Genomic DNA, 14,724 nt, shown 5'->3' with positions numbered 1-14,724 from the left:
TTCGTTTTCGCTGATTTCTCCAGCGTTCGAGATCACGTCCTCGAACATCATGGTGGTTTCGTCACCAGCGCGTGCTATTTTGATCGCGACCCGTCCCTTCCGTGAGGAGCGCCATGGCACCGCAGCAACCGCTCTCGATCGCGGTGCGGTGCGCCGTCCAGCTCCGCGACACGGGGCCGGCGACGGTCAACGACATCTCCTGCACCCTGGAGCTGTCCCGGACCTCGGTCGAGAACGCCATGACCACCCTCGCCGACATCGGCCTCGTCGTCGAAGGTCCCGCCCTCAGCGGCCGCGGCGCCGGGAGGCCCGCTCGCCGGTATCACTTCCATGCCGCAGCCGGCGTGGTCATCGGCGTGGACATCGGCATCGCCAGCGTCCGGGTGATCGCGGCCGATCTCGCCGGAGACGTCCTCGACCAGCGGGACTTCCCCGGCATCGCCGATCACGACGGCGGCCCCGCGAAGCTCGCCGCCGTGATCGGCGACATCCGCGCGGCCCTCGCCGGCCTGGGAGTGCCGGCGTCACGGGTGCGCGCGATCGGCGTGGCGCTGCCGGGGATCGTCGACGGCGCGGGGCACGTGATCACCTCGGTGATCATCCCGGAGTGGTCCGGCATCGACATCGGCGGACAGCTGAGGCAGACGTTCGGATGCCCGGTCGCCATCGACAACGGCGTGCGGCTGGCGGCCGTCGCCGAGCACCACGTCGGCGTCGCCCAGCTCGTCGACGACGTGCTCTACCTCTCTGTCGGGCACCGCATCGCGATGGGTCTTATCCTCGGCGGACGGCCACGGCGCGGCGCGCACAACGTCGCAGGCGACATCGGCCGGCTGGCCTTCCGCGGCCTCGGCAGCGAGACCGGCCAGATCACGTGGCGCAGCGCCCCGACGGCGATCGAGGTCTTCGAGCGCGCCCGCCGCGGCGACACCGGCGCGCAGCAGGAGATCTACGAGTTCGTCGACGAGCTGGCGCACGGCATCGCGACACTCGTGATGACCGTGGATCCTGCGATGGTGGTCATCGGCGGCGGGCTCTCCGCGGCGCACGAGCAGTTCCTCGACCCGCTGCGCGCCGCCCTCCCCCGGCACATCCGGCTCTCCTTCGAGATGCCCGTCGTCGAGGCGCGGCTCGGTGCGGATGCCGCGGCGCACGGCGCCCTGGTGCACGCCTTCGGGCGCCACGCGGAGGCCATCTACGGGCTGGCCCAGATGCCGGTCCCCGCCATGACGCTGCGCCCCGACGAACGCGGGCTGTCCGTCCTGGAGGCGCTGTGACCTGGCGGGAGCGCGCTCTGGCGGTGATGCCGGTCGGCTCCAGCACGAACTCCAAGGCGCCGACGCTGCTGCCGGACGAGCCGGAGGTCATCGTCCGCGGGAGCGGGTGCCGGGTCTGGGACGACCGGGGGCGTGAGTTCATCGACTACCGCTGCGCGCTGGGCGCCGTGAGCCTCGGCTACCGCCACCCCGCCGTGGACGCCGCAATCGCGGCGCAGCTGACGGACGGCATCCTGTTCGGTCATCCGCACCCGCTGGAGACGACCACCGCCGAGCTGTTCTGCTCGCTCGTGCCCGGCGCGGAGGCGGCGCGATTCCTCAAGACGGGCGGCGAGGCGCTGGCGGCGGCGATCCGGATCGCCCGTGCCTACACCGGCCGCGACCACGTCGTGCAGCTGGGCTACAACGGATGGCTGAACACGCTCGCGCCCGGCGCCCGGGTCCTGCCCGGACAGGTCGCCGCCGAGCTCCCCGGCGTGCCGACGGCTCTGTCCGCCCTGCATCACGCCGTCGAATGGGACGACCGCGACCGGCTCGAGGAGCTCTTCTCCCGGCATCCGGTCGCCCTCGTGCTCGTCGCCGCCGACTATCCCTCCATCCCCGAGGCGAGCGGCTTCTACCGCTTCCTGCGCGAGCTCGTCGACCGCCACGGGAGCCTCCTCGCGTACGACGAGATGGTCACCGGCTTCCGGGTCGCGCTCGGCGGGATGGCCGAGTACACGGGAGTCGTGCCCGACCTCGCCGTGCACGGCAAGGGCGTCGCCAACGGGATGCCGCTGTCGGTGTACAGCGGCCGTCGCGAGGTGATGTCGGTGCTCGACCGCGGCGAGGTGGTGGTGTCCTCGACGCACGGCGGCGAGACGCTGTCGTTGGCCGCGGCGACGGCGACCATGACCACGCTGCGCGACGAGACCGTGATCCCGCGACTCCGCGAGGCCGGCGAGCGGTTCCGCGACGGTGTGAACGGCCTGTTCGCCCGCCGCGGCTCGCCGGTCCGGATGACGGGGGCGGGACCCTGCCCCCAGCTGACCGGGGATCCCGGCGCGATCGACGACCTCCTCCGAGCGGCGTACCGGCACGGGGTGTCGATGTACCGGGTCTGCTACGTCACCGCCGCGCACACCGACGCCGACATCGACGAATCGCTCCGCCGCCTCGAGGCGGCATGGCTCGAGCCGGTGACATGACCGGCGTCGACATGCACACCCACCTGCGGGAGGACCGGTTCGATCCCGCGGCGTTCGAGGTGGGCGACCGGCTCGGCATCGAGCTGTTCGTGTGCAGCAACATCGGCGACTTCCGGCCGCACCCGAGCCTGGACGACGTCCGCGAGATGAACCGCGTCCTCGCGGGCGAGCTGCGGCGATACCCCGAGCGGCTGCGCGGGTACTGCTACGTCAACCCCCGCTACGGCAGGGCGACGATGGACGACCTGCGCCACAACGTCGAGGAGCGGGGCATGGTCGGCGTCAAGATGTGGATCGCCACGCTGGCCGACGACGAGACCTCCGATCCGATCCTGGAGTACGCCGCCGAGCACCGACTCGTCGTCCTGACGCACGCCTGGCGGAAGACGGTCGGCGGGTTCCCCTACGAGTCGACCGCGGCGAACATCGCGCGCGCCGCCCGGCGGCATCCGCAGACGCGCTTCCTGATGGCGCACCTCGGCGGCCAGGCCGAGTCGGCGGTCAACGCGGTGCGCGAGCTGCCCAACGTCGCCGTGGACACCTCGGGCACCCTCATCTCCACGGGCGAGGTCGCGCTCGCCGTGCGGCGCCTGGGCGCGGATCGCGTGCTGTTCGGATCGGACCTCCCCCACGTCGACCTCGTCGCGAACGTCGGCAAGGTCCTCGCCGCGTCGCTGACACCCCCGGACGAGGAACGCGTGTTCGGCGGGACGGCGCGCCGCTGGCTCGCGGAGGTGGCGGCATGACGCGCGCAGCCCGCGATCTGCTCGACGGCTTCTCCCGGTTCGGCGCGGTGGACACCGCCTGCTTCCTCGGTCAGTGGCCCTACCGGCTGCACGCCGCCGCGGACGCCGACGACCTGCGCGGCCATGCCGCCCGTCACGGCCTGACCGGGGTGTGGGTCTCGCACCTGGCCGCTCTGTTCGGCTTCGACACCCGCACCGGCAACGAGGTGTGCTGGGGGGCCTGCGCCGGGGACGCCGTGCTGCACCCGTTCGCGGTGCTGGACCCGCGAGACGGCGCATGGCGCGAGGAGCTGGCGTGGGCCGCGGACACCGGCTTCGCCGGCATCCGGGTCGCGCCCGGCTTCCACGGATGCCGCGCGGTCGACGCGGGCGCGCTGATCGACGCCTGCGCCGCCGCCGGATTGCCGCTGCAGCTGATCGTGCGGCTGGACGACGCCCGCAGCAGGCATCCGATGTCGTCGTCGCGCGAGCTCGAGCTGCGTGACATCGCCGATCTCATCCGGAGCGCGCCGCCGCATCCGCTGGTGATCAGCGGGCTCAACCGGGCGGAGTACGGCGAGGTGGCGCGCCACCTCGCCGACGACGTGCCTGCGTGGGTGCGCTTCGACCTCTGGCATGTGAACGGCCCGCTGGGCGTCGCTAAGCTGCTGGGCGAGGATCCGGGGCGCTGGGTCTTCGGCAGCGGGTTCCCGGTGCAGGAGCCGGTCCCGACGGCGCTGCAGCTGGCCGCCTCGGGACTCGATGACGCGGCCCTGGCGGCGATCACCCGCGGCAATGCGGAGCAGATGCCGCTTCGCCGCGGGCCGACGCGCTGAGCGCGACGGTCGCATCGAGATCCACGCGACGAGCCGGAGTGCGCGCCGGCGCGTGACGGGCTCAGCCCAGGTCGCCCGCCAGCAGCGCGGCTCCGACCGCCGGAGGCCGCTCCGCGTCGACCAGCCTCGCCCCGGGCACCAGCGAGGCCACGGCGTGCTCCAGCGGATCGCGCAGGATCGCGCCGGCGGCGAACAGCCCGCCCACCAGGGCGACCTCCACCTGCTCCAGCTCGAGGCGCGCGGCGACGGCCCGCACACAGCCGGCGAGCTCTCGGGCGGCGGCCGCGAGCAGCCCCGCGGCCGCCTCGTCACCCTCGCGGGCGGCGGCGATCACGGACGGTGCGAGTGCGGCGATCTCGGCGCGGGTGGCGCCCTCCACGTGCAGCCGCCCGAGCAGCTCGTCGAAGCCGGTCAGACCGAGATGGGCGAGAACCGGCTCCTCCAGCGTCGACCGCGGGCCACGGCCATCGGCCGACCGCACCGCCGCGCGCAACGCACCGACGCCGAGCCAGTACGAGCCGCCCTCGTCGCCGGCGAGGGCTCCCCAGCCGCCGGCGCGCCAGTCCCGACCGCCGGCGGTGCGCCCGTAGCAGGACGATCCGGTGCCGGCGATGAGCACGATGCCTGGCCGGCCGGACAGCCCCCCGGCCAGGGCGATCCGGCAGTCGTGGTCGACCTCGATGCGTCGTGCCAGGCCGGCCGCGGCTGACCGCACGAGCGCGCGGTCGTCCTCGGAGATCACGCCCGCCACCCCGAGGAAGGCCGTCTCGAGGTCGGCGCGGACGCCCGCGGCCGAGCGCGCCGCCTCCGTCGCGGCGCGCAGCGCGGCGGCCATTCCGTCGGCGCCGACGTCGTCGGGGTTCGCCGCGCCGGCTCGTCCTTCGCCGACCACCCGGCCGGCCCCATCGGCGATCACCGCGACGGTGCTGGTGCCGCCGGCGTCGATGCCGAGGGCGTACCCGCTCACTCCGGCCCTCGGCCCTTCTTGATGAACGCCGTGAGCACCTTCGCGGGCTGCGCGGCGTGCAACGTGAAGCTGCCGGCCGCGGCCGGCACCACGAACGTCTCGGCGTAGCGGACGGTGCGGCTCATGCCGCCGGCTTCCACCACGACCTCGTCGCCCTCCACCAGGCTCAGCACCTGGCAGCTGTCGTCGGTGGGCAGTTCGACGGAGCCCGCGCCGGTGAACTCGAGGCGATGGACGTCGTAGAAGTGCTCCTCGTGGGTGGGCAGGTGCAGCAGACGCCAGCTCTCCCCCGAGGCGATCTCGCGCGGCCGGGAGATGAACTCGCGGCGGATCCGCTCTCCTCGCCGGTCGGTCTCCAGGTTCTCGAACGCCCGGTCGATGTTCAGGGGGCGCGGGCGGCCCTCCAGGTCGAGGCGCATCCAGTCGTACAGCTTGAACGTGAAGATGTACGGCGTCGCGCTGATCTCCAGCACGAGGTTGCCCCGCGCGGAGCTGTGCACGGTGCCGCTGGGGATGAGGAACAGGTCGTGCCGCGACGCCGGATGCCGCTGCACGAAGCGGTCGATGTCGGCGGGCGCGGCCTCGGCGACGCTGCGCTCCAGCTCGGCACGGAACGCCGCCGGGTCGGCGTCCTCGGTGAGTCCGAGATACACCTCGGCGCCGGGCTCGCAGTCGAGGATGTAGTAGGTCTCGTCCTGCGTGAACGCCTCACCGAAGCCGCGCCGGATGTACTCCGGGCGGGGGTGCACCTGGATGGACAGGTTGCCGCCGTCGACCGTGTCGAGGAAGTCGAATCGGATGGGGAACGCGTGCCCGAACCGGTCCGCGCTCTCGCCGAGCACCGCACGGTGGCCGACGGCCATCAGCGTGTCGAAGGAGACCTCCAGCACCGCACCGTCGCTCTCCAGCAGCAGGCCGTTCTCCGGCGAGATGAACTCGAACGACCAGGCGTAGTTGGGGACGTCCTGTGGAAGCTGGGCGAACCGCCGCTTCATCCACTGTCCGCCCCAGGGGCCGGGCTCGAACCACGGGCGGGGCCGGAACACGCCGTGCGCGAGCCGGTCGAGCGCCTCGCGCACGTCGGCGCCCGCGGCGTGGGCGGGTTCCTCCGGCCGCTGCTCGTCCACGATCACGTCGATCCTGCCGAGCAGGCTCGCGCGGTGGGCCGTGAGCGCCGGCCAGTCGACGAAGTAGCAGCGCCTGTACGTCGAGCGGTGATCGGTCGCGACCGCCGCTCCGAGGTTGCGCACGGCGCCGGCGCGCGCGCGGAACTGGATCTCGTTCTTCGGCACATCGAGGTAGACGATCGGCGCGTCCCACGCCGCCAGCGCCGCGCCGGTGCCGTACACGATGGACAGGTCCGCCGTCGGATCGGGCCGGATGCCGGCCAGCGCCGCCGGGTCGAAGAAGTCGGCGAGGGTTCCCGTGAACCGGGTGCCGAACAGCGGGTCGTCGCCGCCGAGGAAGGGCTCGACGATCGCGTCGACGTCCGCGGCGGGACGGAGTGCCGCCGACACGTCGTGCCAGGCGACCGTGCGGCCGCGGTCGGTCAGCGCCGCATCGAGCCGTCCCCGGAACTCCTCCCAGAGCACGCCCCCGAAGCCGTCGATCACGACGCGGGAGACACCGGCCAGGCGAGCGGCCAGCGCGTCGTGTCCGATCGCGATCGCGCCCGCGCGCATGGGATGAGTGGGGTAGACGTCGTAGCCATCCACCGGCTCGGGCCGGGCCGGCAGCAGGTTCTGGGTGGTGCGTCGGAACGCCTCGGCGACGGTCATGCCTCGCCCTCCTTCGGGCGGTCGTAGTCGTCGGCGTACCGGACGATGTCGTCCTGCTGCCAGTTGCCGAACGCGACCTCGAGCACGCGCACGCGTGCGCCGGCGCTGCCGAGGCGGTGACGGCCGTTCGCCGGGATCCAGATCTCCTCGCCCGCCTCGGCCTCCCACTGCTCGTCGTCGACCTGCACGATGGCGCCGGCGTCGAGCACGATCCACAGCTCGCCGCGTCCGGGATGGGACTGCAGGCTGAGACGCCGACCCGGCTCCACCGTCATCAGGCTGACCGTGACGGGACGGTTGTGCGCGTACTGGCGGAACGACCCCCACGGGCGGTCGGTCTGCGTCACCGGCGGCACGCCGTCGGGGATCTCTCCGATGATCTGCTCGGACATCGTCAGCTCCTCTCCTCGTCGAGCTCGCGGCGCTCGCGCAGCACAGGCCCGTCCGGCCCGGCGAGCACGACGTGCCGGAAGTTGCTCTCGGCCAGCGCGCCGTAGTCGTGGCCCGCTCTGGCCGGGTACACGCCGAGGTACACCAGCGGCTCGTCGCCGGTGTTCACGGTACGGTGGGCGGTGTCGCCGGGGACGTAGACGATCTCTCCTGCGCCGAACGGGACCAGCCGGCTGCCGCCGCCGTCCTCGTCCTGCAGCAGCATCGCACCGCTTCCTCGCAGCCCGATGTAGACCTCGGCGGCCGGACGCCAGGCGTGCAGGTGCCCCTTGGTGAGGTGGTATTCGTCGCCGACCCGCCCGGGCTGCAGCACGCCGAGGCCGTAGCCGAGGTCGCCTTCTCCGTCGCCGCCGGCGGCGCTCGTCACGGTGTACACGATGCGGTCGTTTGCGGCGGCGGCGTCTCGGAGGGCGTCGTCATCGGCGAACGTGCCGCCCAGATCGCTGAGGCGCCGTTCGACGACGTCGCCGTCGGCGAGCGAGCCGGCGATTCCGAAATCGTGGACGAGTTTATCGACTGCGAGATCCATGCGTTGACTCTAACAGACTTCTTGTTCGAACGAACATCCTTGCCGGGCGATCGCTCGGCTATCCTTCATTCAGCGACGAAGGGATCATCGTGCGGAACGCCGAGCGCCGAGCGGACATCCTCCGCCACCTCGAGGACCGCGGTCAGGCGACGGTCGTGGACCTCAGCGGCCGCTACGGCGTCTCGGACATGACGATCCGCCGAGACCTCGACGCGCTGCAGGCCGGCGGCCGGGTGCAGCGCAGTCACGGGGCGGTGTCGCTCGCGCGCACGATCGGAGCCGAGCCGCGGTATGCGGCCAAACAGCAGGTCAATGCTCCACTCAAAGCCCGCATCGCCCGCTATGCCGCCGAGAATCTCGTGGACGACGGAGACGTCCTACTGCTCGAAGGCGGCACGACCGTCACCGCGATGATCCAACACCTCCGCGACCGCCGGAACCTGACCGTCGTGACCAACGGGCTCTACACGGCCAACGAGCTCAGCTTCCTCGTTCCCCAGGTCACGGTGCTCTCCAGCGGCGGCATCCTCCGGGACATGTCGTTCACCTACGTCGGTCCCCAGGCGGAGGCGTTCTTCGACGGCTTCCACGGCAATACGGCCTTCGTGTCGGCCACCGGGCTGACCCTAGATCGCGGCTTCACCGACCCCAATCCGCTCGAGGCGGCCGTGCGGAAGAAGATGGTGGCCGCGGCCGACCGGGTGATCGCCCTTCTGGATTCCAGCAAGTTCGGCGAGGCGTCGCTGGTGCCGGTCGCCGCCGCGACCGGCGTGGACGTCCTGGTCACGGATGCCGGCGCCCCGGCCGCCGACATTCGCGCCCTGCGTCGCGGCGGCGTCGACGTGCGCGTGGTCGACTGATGTGCGCGGATTGGTTACCGCATGACCCTTTTCGGCGAGAGCATTCCGGCTTGCCTGAAGTCGAGCGTGGCCCTGGGAGACTGCTCACAGGCGAACCACCGGTCCACTCTTCACGCTGCATGCCTTCCGTCGCGCGCGGAGGCGAGCAGTCTGGGAGGGCCAGTCATCACGGGCACGGACCAGCACAGTCGGCCAGTTCGCAGGCGAGGGCGGTGTTGGCGACGGGGCTACCTCCGCGGTGAGCAGAGGAGTCCTGTCGCCTGCGCCGTCCTGAACGACTTCCTTCATCGGAACCCGTTCTCCACGGCCCGAAGCGCCGCAAGCGCGCCCCGAGTGGGGTGGACGGTGACGAGCCCGCGATAGAGCTTGCGTAGCGAGGCCTGGTCCACGGTGCCTGTTCGCGCACGATCGCAGTGAACCGATTGGATGGCCGCTTCGAGTTGGAACCGACCGAGCGGCGCACCCAGAGCGGACGCTCGACGGAGGAGCCGCTCGCCCTCCCGGATCAGTGCGCGATCCCAGAGCGTTGTCTCTTGCTCGTCAAGCGGGGCCCACCCCCGCTGCGCTCTGACCGGGGCGCGCGACTGCGCGAAGGTGAGCAGGACGGCGAGTCCCCACGCCTCGGGCTCGGTGTCCAGCAGCGTGGCGGTGAGCACCGCGAGCCAACGTGCCTCGTCGGCGACCGAGTCGGCATACGGTCCCCCTGGTCGAGCCAGTCGATCGAGTACGCGCCGTAGATCGCCTCCAGCACCGCGGTCACGCGCATCGGCATCTCGTCACGAGTTGGGATGCGGAACCGGATGCCGGCGTCGCGGATGCGGCGTTTCGCGCGGACGAGCCGCTGCGCCATCGCCGCGGGTTCGATCGCGAAGACCGTCGCGATCCGTCGCGCGTCGAAGCCGAGCACCACCTGGAGCATGAGCGGCGCGCGGACGGCGGGATCGATGGCCGGGTGGGCGCAGGCGAGGAGCAGCTCAAGCCGCCGATCCGGAATGGCCTGGGGATCGGCGTCGTCCACGGCGATGACGAGGTGTTCTGGGAGATCGGTGCGTCGCGTCGCGGCAGAACGGAAGAGATCCCGGAGCCGGTTGCGCGCGACTGTCATCAGCCATCCCTCGGGGTTGGCGGGGACACCGGTCGACGGCCAGGTGCGCAGTGCGCGCTCGAAGGCGTCGCTGAGCGCGTCCTCGGCGAGGGCGAGGTCGCTCGTGCCGGCCGCGAGGAGCGCGACGAGCCGGCCGTAAGAGGCGCGCGCTGCGCGTTCGGCGCCGAGCAGCGTCACGTCGAGAAGGAAGCGGCCCAGGCCAAGGCCGCCGCCGAACGGGCCGAGCGCCGCGCCACGGTCTACCTGTCCGCCGCCGGCGAGCCCGGCCCGGCGGCGCTGAGGACACCGGGCCGCTTCCGAGTGCCCCGGCATCAGGACACCAGCGCCGTGCTCGCTGGGCAGTACCCGTTCCTGGCCGAAGCCGGGCTCGGAGCCGCGGGAATCTTCATCGGCCAAGACCTCTACAGCGGCTCATCGTTCGTGTACGACCCGTGGGAGTTGTACCGCAGGGGCATCATCACCGCGCCGAACCTGATCCTGGCCGGGATCGTCGGCTCCGGGAAATCGTCGCTCGCCAAGAGCCTCTACACCCGCGGTCTGCCCTTCGGGTACCGCGTCTACGTTCCCGGCGACCCCAAAGGCGAGCACTCCGGCGTCGCGGAAGCAGTCGGCGGAAAAGCGATCATCCTCGGGCACGGGATGGGCAACAGGCTCAACCCATTGGATGAGGGCTACCGGCCCGGCGGCCTGTCCGACCAGGAGTGGGCCACCACCCTCGCCGCGCGACGCCGCGCTCTGCTCGGAGCCTTGACGGAGACGGTGCTAGATCGGCGGTTGGCGCCGTTGGAGCACACCGCGATCGACACCGCCCTGGCCGGCGCGGTGCGCGACGCGGACGTGCCGATCCTGCCGATGGTGGTCGACCGGCTGCTGCGCCCCGACCACGCCGACGACCCGGACGGCCGACTCACCGAGGACGGCCGCCAGGTCGGCCACGCGCTGCGCCGCCTCGTCGCCGGGGACCTGGCGGGCCTGTTCGACGGGCCGAGCACCGTCAGGTTCGACCCGTCGCTGCCGATGGTCAGTCTCGATCTGTCGCGCGTCACCGAGAAACAGCACGCCGATTTCGGTGCTGATGACCTGCTCATCCGCATGGATGGAAGCCGCCCTGCTCGACCCCAACGGGGGCCGCAGATGGGTCGTCTACGACGAGGCATGGCGACTCATGTCCCACCCGGCGCTCCTGCGCAGAATGGACGCGCACTGGCGGCTCGCGAGGCACTACGGGGTTTCGATCCCTGCCCTTCTCTCGGGCCTCCCACTCCACGCCGAACATCCGGGTCAGATGATCGGCGAACACCGCCTCGTGCAGCTCCGACAGGGCCACGGTCGCGGCGTGCATCGGCCGTCCGTCGAGGGAGCGCCACTTGCCGTCGAGGACGGTCTGCACCCTGTTCGAGATGACGACGTGCGTGTGCAGGTGCGGGTCGCCCGAGCGTGAGTCGTAGTGGTCGAACGCGGTAGCGATCAGCCCGGTCACATCGACCTGTGCAACCGCACCGTTGCGGGAGGTTGCACCCGTGAGGGTCGCTGCAACCTCCCGCTCCATGAACGCAACCACCTCCGCAACCGCCGCGTGATGCGCCTGCGCGATGAGAGCCTGCGTGCCGGCGTCGGCGACAGCCCACAGCACCGAGGCGGACTTGGGGATAGAGAAGGTGAAGTCGTATCCGGCAACCGCTCGCCGCCTGCCACGCTCGCCCTCCTCGGCCTCGATAGCTGCGACGGCTTCGGCACGGGAGACCGGCCCCAGGGCGGGATCGAGGGCCGCGACCCGTTCAACGATCCGTTCCGCAACGGCCTGGTACTCGGGATAGGCGCGGCCCAAAGGCTTGCCGGTGATGGGGTCGCGGCCCATGCCGACGAGGAGCTGGAGCTGGGCTTCGGAGACCTGATCACCCTCGATGATCTGCCCGCCTCCGAGCGCGGCCACGCCAGCGCCGAGCCACCGGCCCGGAGGTGTCCCCTCGGCGTTGTAGTACCTCGTCAGCGGGGTCGAGAGCGACCTGTCCCCGTCTGCTGCGGCGACCGTGCGGAGCAGGTACTTGTAGCCGTCGCCCGCCGACATCACGCGCATCGAAACTGTCATGCCGGACAGGTACTCCCTGTGGTAGCTGTCGTCAAAAGCTTGTGACTTCTGTCATCGGGTGTCAACGAAAGTTGACACCCCCTCGATCTGCAAGAGGCGTGGTGACTCTGAGGACGGGTCGAGACGACGACGTGATGGACGGCTGACGCGGGTGCGAGCTGCGACGGGCATGGGAGCCGGCGCGAGCACCTGACAGGTGACCAGCCCGGCGTCAGGTTCACGAGCGGACGACGACCGGGATCACCGATCAGGCGGAGTCCTCATGTCAGAAACCGACGATGCGCGCACCGACCGTCGCCTACGGGTCGGGTCGCTGTTCTCCGGCTACGGCGGGCTCGACCTCGCCGTCGAGGAGGTCTTCGACGCCCGCACTGTCTGGTTCTCCGAGATCAACGAGCCCGTCGCCCGCGTCTTCGCCCACCACTGGCCCGACACCCCGAACCTCGGAGACATCACCACAATCGACTGGAGCAGCGTTGAGCCGGTGGACATTCTCTGCGTCGGCTTTCCCTGCCAGGACGTATCCACGGTCGGGAAGATGGCGGGCCTCGCCCCAGTCATACGCTCCGGTCTCTGGGCGCACATGGCGATAGCAATCGACGCACTGCAACCTCAATGGGTCGTCATCGAGAACGTGCGAGGACTGCTCTCCGCAACCGCAACCCACTCCATCCCGGAAGGAGACGACGATGAACGACGCAACCCCGCAACCGTAACCCTCCGCGCAGCAGCCGTTCGCAATCTGGAACCCGACCCGTGGGGTCTGGGAGACGAGTCAGCTCGACCTCTACGGGCAACCATCGTGCCGATCAGGATGCTGGTCGGCATAAACGACCGCAGGAAGTAGTGGATGCGGGAACTCAGAGCCCACAGCAGTCGGAACATGATCGAACCTCTCATCAGACGTACTTCTCCGTCGAGGAGGCAGATGATGAGTGGCTCAAAAGGGACGATCCCGAAGAACATTCCAGAGTTTAGAAACGCTGCCTCCTATTCAGGATAGAAGTTCGCGGCGATAGTTGTAAGACTGCGAGGATCGAAGGTGCGCCGCCCGAGCCGCGAGTCACGGCATCGGGTCGACGTACGCCACACTGGCGCGAAGGTTCGGTGCGCGCCCCCTCATTTGCACCAGGCGTCGATGGTGGCCATCGCGATCTCTACCATCCGGCGATCGTATGCGTCATAGCCATCACTGAGAAAGCCACCGTCGTCGGAGCGTAGGTGGTGCAGGCTCAATGCGAAGGGCAGCGGCAGATCAGCATCGCTGACGCCCGGATAGGCAGCGAGTTCTGACATATCGAGTGTTGGCCGTGTGCCCTTGTTGCGTGCGCGTTGGTGGCGGGCGACGGCGTTGACGGCGCCGATTCCTTTCTCGACAAGCAGTTGAAGGAACTGCACTTGGCCGTCGGCGAACTCCAGTTTGAACATAGAAGGGTGCTGGAGAACGAAAACGCACACCAGCGGGTTGTGCCACTGACCCATGAGCGCGTCGAGACGCTCTTCGGCGAGGGCCTCGTACCAGACGGGGTGGCAATCGCTGTCAGCGCCGCACTCGCAAGGAGCAGTGAGCATTGCATTGGACATGATTACAAAGCGCGCTCGATCGGCATCCAGAGCTCGGTGGTCGCGGTGCTGAAATCCTCGGCGCGATCAAGGACGGCGACGATCGAGGGGCCGGGGCGGAGTCTCCACGGGTTCGAGGGGAACCACTCGGAGGCTGATGCCGCGTATGTTTCCTGCAACGCCGCTGGATAGGGTCCGCTGGTGCGGAACACCGCCCACGAGCCGGCCGGAACCTCGATCACGTCGAGGTCTTCGGGCGCAGCCGTCGCGGCGTCGAGCGCGACACCGTGCAAGTAGGTGAGCCGGCGGGCGGCCTCGGATGTTGCGATCTCCTGTGCCATGTCAAAGACCTTCTGCTAGACGAATATTTATAGCATGTCGGAACCTCAGCCGCCGGGGATCGACATGACGCTCACAGAATTTGAGCCTGAGTCCCCGGCGCCGGAGCGGGGCCATCGCATCGCACGGCTGCTTCTGAGCGTCAGGAAATGGCGTCATGGCGTCATGGCGTCATGGCGTCATGGCGTCATGGCGTCATGGCGTCATCCTAGGCATTAGCGATTGCGCCCTAACATGACCGCGGGGCTTCTTCGTGTCCTTCTTGCCCGTCATTGTCGTCACGACGATCATCGTCACGCTCGTCCTCGACGGTCTCCTCGGACCCCATGGCCTCCTCGACGTCGGTGTCGGTGTCGGCGTTGGCGTTGGCGTTGGCGTCAGCAATCGCATAGATCCGCTTGGCGCCATATTCCGCCCCAAGAAGGGATCCGTAAACGGGCGGCGAGCAGACGATGCCCCGCCACCGGGCAAGGAACCCAATCCGTCTTCTATGCGGTCTCCTCCGCCGGCGGCGCTGAAGTTTCCTCGAGCACCCGTCGGACTCCGCCGCTGAGCCGCACCATCTCCAAGCACGCTGAAGCGGCGGGTACCACCAAGAGAACCGCGACAAGGAATGGAACAAAGGCCAAGTCGTATACGAAGGGGACAGGTATGGATTGCATACCCAACCCCGTCAACGCGAGGATGATCGCCGACACAATGAGGCCGACAACCCGCATCGCACCCTCGCGATAGCGTGCCGCAAAGAGATCTGGCGTGACTGCCATCAATTTGACCTGAGCAGCCAGCTCGGCATCCGCCTTCTCGCGTTCGATCTGCTTTTTCGTTCGTCGATCCTCGAGCCGTCGCTCGAGGCCCGGTTGCACGAAGATGGTGAACAGCGCACCCAGCACGAAGAAGAGGGCCCCACCGATGAGCACCTCAGCCCAGTTGACTTCCATGTCGCACAGTCTGGCGGATTCGTGCGGCTAGACGCGCGCATGCAGCCCGCGCCCTGCCCCTCTTGGCGACCGTGTCTC

Annotated in this window: 13 protein-coding genes and 4 pseudogenes; 7 read left to right on the top strand and 10 right to left on the bottom strand. The window is 69.9% G+C overall.

Annotated features, from left to right (window positions below; genetic code table 11):
• Nucleotides 1–113 precede the first annotated feature (113 nt).
• Genes JOD60_RS05140 through JOD60_RS05125 form a run of 4 tightly spaced genes read left to right on the top strand, consistent with a single transcriptional unit; the run spans nucleotide 114 to nucleotide 4,025 of the window.
• Nucleotides 114–1,277, top strand: a complete 1,164-nt coding sequence (locus JOD60_RS05140) for an ROK family transcriptional regulator (protein WP_076689152.1) — start codon at nucleotides 114–116, stop codon at nucleotides 1,275–1,277.
• Nucleotides 1,274–2,464, top strand: a complete 1,191-nt coding sequence (locus JOD60_RS05135; protein ID WP_076689150.1) for an aminotransferase class III-fold pyridoxal phosphate-dependent enzyme — start codon at nucleotides 1,274–1,276, stop codon at nucleotides 2,462–2,464. Before JOD60_RS05140 ends, JOD60_RS05135 begins: the two co-directional genes overlap by 4 nt.
• Nucleotides 2,461–3,210 (top strand): amidohydrolase family protein, encoded by a 750-nt coding sequence (locus JOD60_RS05130; protein WP_076689148.1) that lies wholly within the window; start codon nucleotides 2,461–2,463, stop codon nucleotides 3,208–3,210. The genes JOD60_RS05135 and JOD60_RS05130 overlap by 4 nt, the downstream gene beginning before the upstream one ends.
• The gene (locus tag JOD60_RS05125) at nucleotides 3,207–4,025 is read left to right on the top strand and encodes an amidohydrolase family protein (RefSeq protein ID WP_076689146.1); all 819 of its coding nucleotides are present in this window, start codon (nucleotides 3,207–3,209) and stop codon (nucleotides 4,023–4,025) included. Before JOD60_RS05130 ends, JOD60_RS05125 begins: the two co-directional genes overlap by 4 nt.
• A 61-nt stretch (nucleotides 4,026–4,086) precedes the next feature.
• Here the strand turns inward: JOD60_RS05125 and JOD60_RS05120 are convergent, their stop codons facing one another.
• The 4 genes from JOD60_RS05120 to JOD60_RS05105 are packed head-to-tail and all read right to left on the bottom strand — an operon-like array spanning nucleotide 4,087 to nucleotide 7,749.
• Nucleotides 4,087–4,992: an N-acetylglucosamine kinase gene (locus JOD60_RS05120; RefSeq protein ID WP_076689144.1), complete on the bottom strand. Its 906-nt coding sequence runs from the start codon at nucleotides 4,990–4,992 to the stop codon at nucleotides 4,087–4,089.
• The gene (locus tag JOD60_RS05115; RefSeq protein WP_076689141.1) at nucleotides 4,989–6,770 is read right to left on the bottom strand and encodes a class I mannose-6-phosphate isomerase; all 1,782 of its coding nucleotides are present in this window, start codon (nucleotides 6,768–6,770) and stop codon (nucleotides 4,989–4,991) included. Before JOD60_RS05115 ends, JOD60_RS05120 begins: the two co-directional genes overlap by 4 nt.
• Entirely contained in the window at nucleotides 6,767–7,162 is a 396-nt protein-coding gene (locus JOD60_RS05110; protein ID WP_076689139.1) for a phosphomannose isomerase type II C-terminal cupin domain, read from the bottom strand. The genes JOD60_RS05115 and JOD60_RS05110 overlap by 4 nt, the downstream gene beginning before the upstream one ends.
• A 2-nt stretch (nucleotides 7,163–7,164) precedes the next feature.
• Complete coding sequence (locus JOD60_RS05105) at nucleotides 7,165–7,749, bottom strand: glucose-6-phosphate isomerase family protein (RefSeq protein WP_076689137.1); 585 nt, start codon at nucleotides 7,747–7,749, stop codon at nucleotides 7,165–7,167.
• 89 nt (nucleotides 7,750–7,838) lie between these two features.
• On the opposite strand from JOD60_RS05105, the gene JOD60_RS05100 reads away from it, so the two are divergent.
• The gene (locus JOD60_RS05100; protein WP_076689135.1) at nucleotides 7,839–8,609 is read left to right on the top strand and encodes a DeoR/GlpR family DNA-binding transcription regulator; all 771 of its coding nucleotides are present in this window, start codon (nucleotides 7,839–7,841) and stop codon (nucleotides 8,607–8,609) included.
• 284 nt (nucleotides 8,610–8,893) lie between these two features.
• On the opposite strand, the gene JOD60_RS17155 is transcribed toward JOD60_RS05100, so the two are convergent.
• Both JOD60_RS17155 and JOD60_RS17150 read right to left on the bottom strand, forming a co-directional pair.
• Nucleotides 8,894–9,265, bottom strand: a complete 372-nt coding sequence (locus tag JOD60_RS17155; RefSeq protein ID WP_307823846.1) for a DUF6596 domain-containing protein — start codon at nucleotides 9,263–9,265, stop codon at nucleotides 8,894–8,896.
• 461 nt (nucleotides 9,266–9,726) lie between these two features.
• Nucleotides 9,727–9,891, bottom strand: a pseudogene (locus JOD60_RS17150) (RNA polymerase subunit sigma-70); the annotation flags it as partial.
• Between JOD60_RS17150 and JOD60_RS16640 the strand changes: the two are divergent.
• Nucleotides 9,874–10,948: pseudogene (locus JOD60_RS16640) on the top strand (putative type IV secretion/conjugal transfer ATPase); the annotation flags it as partial. The pseudogenes JOD60_RS17150 and JOD60_RS16640 overlap by 18 nt on opposite strands.
• Here the strand turns inward: JOD60_RS16640 and mobF are convergent.
• Nucleotides 10,940–11,803, bottom strand: a pseudogene (gene mobF / locus JOD60_RS05085) (MobF family relaxase); the annotation flags it as partial. The pseudogenes JOD60_RS16640 and mobF overlap by 9 nt on opposite strands.
• A gap of 262 nt (nucleotides 11,804–12,065) precedes the next feature.
• Between mobF and JOD60_RS05080 the strand changes: the two are divergent.
• The gene (locus JOD60_RS05080; protein ID WP_084201897.1) at nucleotides 12,066–12,650 is read left to right on the top strand and encodes a DNA cytosine methyltransferase; all 585 of its coding nucleotides are present in this window, start codon (nucleotides 12,066–12,068) and stop codon (nucleotides 12,648–12,650) included.
• Nucleotides 12,651–12,922: 272 nt separating this feature from the next.
• On the opposite strand, the gene JOD60_RS05075 is transcribed toward JOD60_RS05080, so the two are convergent.
• From JOD60_RS05075 to JOD60_RS05065, 3 genes and pseudogenes are all read right to left on the bottom strand, one after another.
• The gene (locus JOD60_RS05075) at nucleotides 12,923–13,387 is read right to left on the bottom strand and encodes a DUF5946 family protein (RefSeq protein WP_157127850.1); all 465 of its coding nucleotides are present in this window, start codon (nucleotides 13,385–13,387) and stop codon (nucleotides 12,923–12,925) included.
• A 2-nt stretch (nucleotides 13,388–13,389) separates the two neighbouring features.
• Nucleotides 13,390–13,671, bottom strand: a pseudogene (locus JOD60_RS05070) (GyrI-like domain-containing protein); the annotation flags it as partial.
• 522 nt (nucleotides 13,672–14,193) lie between these two features.
• On the bottom strand, nucleotides 14,194–14,646 hold the full coding sequence (locus JOD60_RS05065) for a hypothetical protein (RefSeq protein WP_076689129.1): 453 nt from the start codon (nucleotides 14,644–14,646) through the stop codon (nucleotides 14,194–14,196).
• Between the last annotated feature and the right edge of the window lie 78 nt (nucleotides 14,647–14,724).

The sequence above is a fragment of the Microbacterium aurum genome (genome assembly GCF_016907815.1).
Taxonomy (GTDB): domain Bacteria; phylum Actinomycetota; class Actinomycetes; order Actinomycetales; family Microbacteriaceae; genus Microbacterium; species Microbacterium aurum.
The sequence above is the reverse complement of the archived record's forward strand: the minus strand, read 5'-3'. Positions and strand labels throughout refer to the sequence as shown.

Coding starts and splice junctions, on each gene's coding strand:
- JOD60_RS05125 (WP_076689146.1), top strand. CDS start 3,207: ATGACGCGCGCAGCCCGCGATCTGCTCGACGGCTTCTCCCGGTTCGGC.
- JOD60_RS05105 (WP_076689137.1), bottom strand. CDS start 7,749: ATGGATCTCGCAGTCGATAAACTCGTCCACGATTTCGGAATCGCCGGC.
- JOD60_RS05115 (WP_076689141.1), bottom strand. CDS start 6,770: ATGACCGTCGCCGAGGCGTTCCGACGCACCACCCAGAACCTGCTGCCG.
- JOD60_RS05080 (WP_084201897.1), top strand. CDS start 12,066: ATGTCAGAAACCGACGATGCGCGCACCGACCGTCGCCTACGGGTCGGG.
- JOD60_RS05110 (WP_076689139.1), bottom strand. CDS start 7,162: ATGTCCGAGCAGATCATCGGAGAGATCCCCGACGGCGTGCCGCCGGTG.
- JOD60_RS05075 (WP_157127850.1), bottom strand. CDS start 13,387: ATGTCCAATGCAATGCTCACTGCTCCTTGCGAGTGCGGCGCTGACAGC.
- JOD60_RS05130 (WP_076689148.1), top strand. CDS start 2,461: ATGACCGGCGTCGACATGCACACCCACCTGCGGGAGGACCGGTTCGAT.
- JOD60_RS05065 (WP_076689129.1), bottom strand. CDS start 14,646: ATGGAAGTCAACTGGGCTGAGGTGCTCATCGGTGGGGCCCTCTTCTTC.
- JOD60_RS05140 (WP_076689152.1), top strand. CDS start 114: ATGGCACCGCAGCAACCGCTCTCGATCGCGGTGCGGTGCGCCGTCCAG.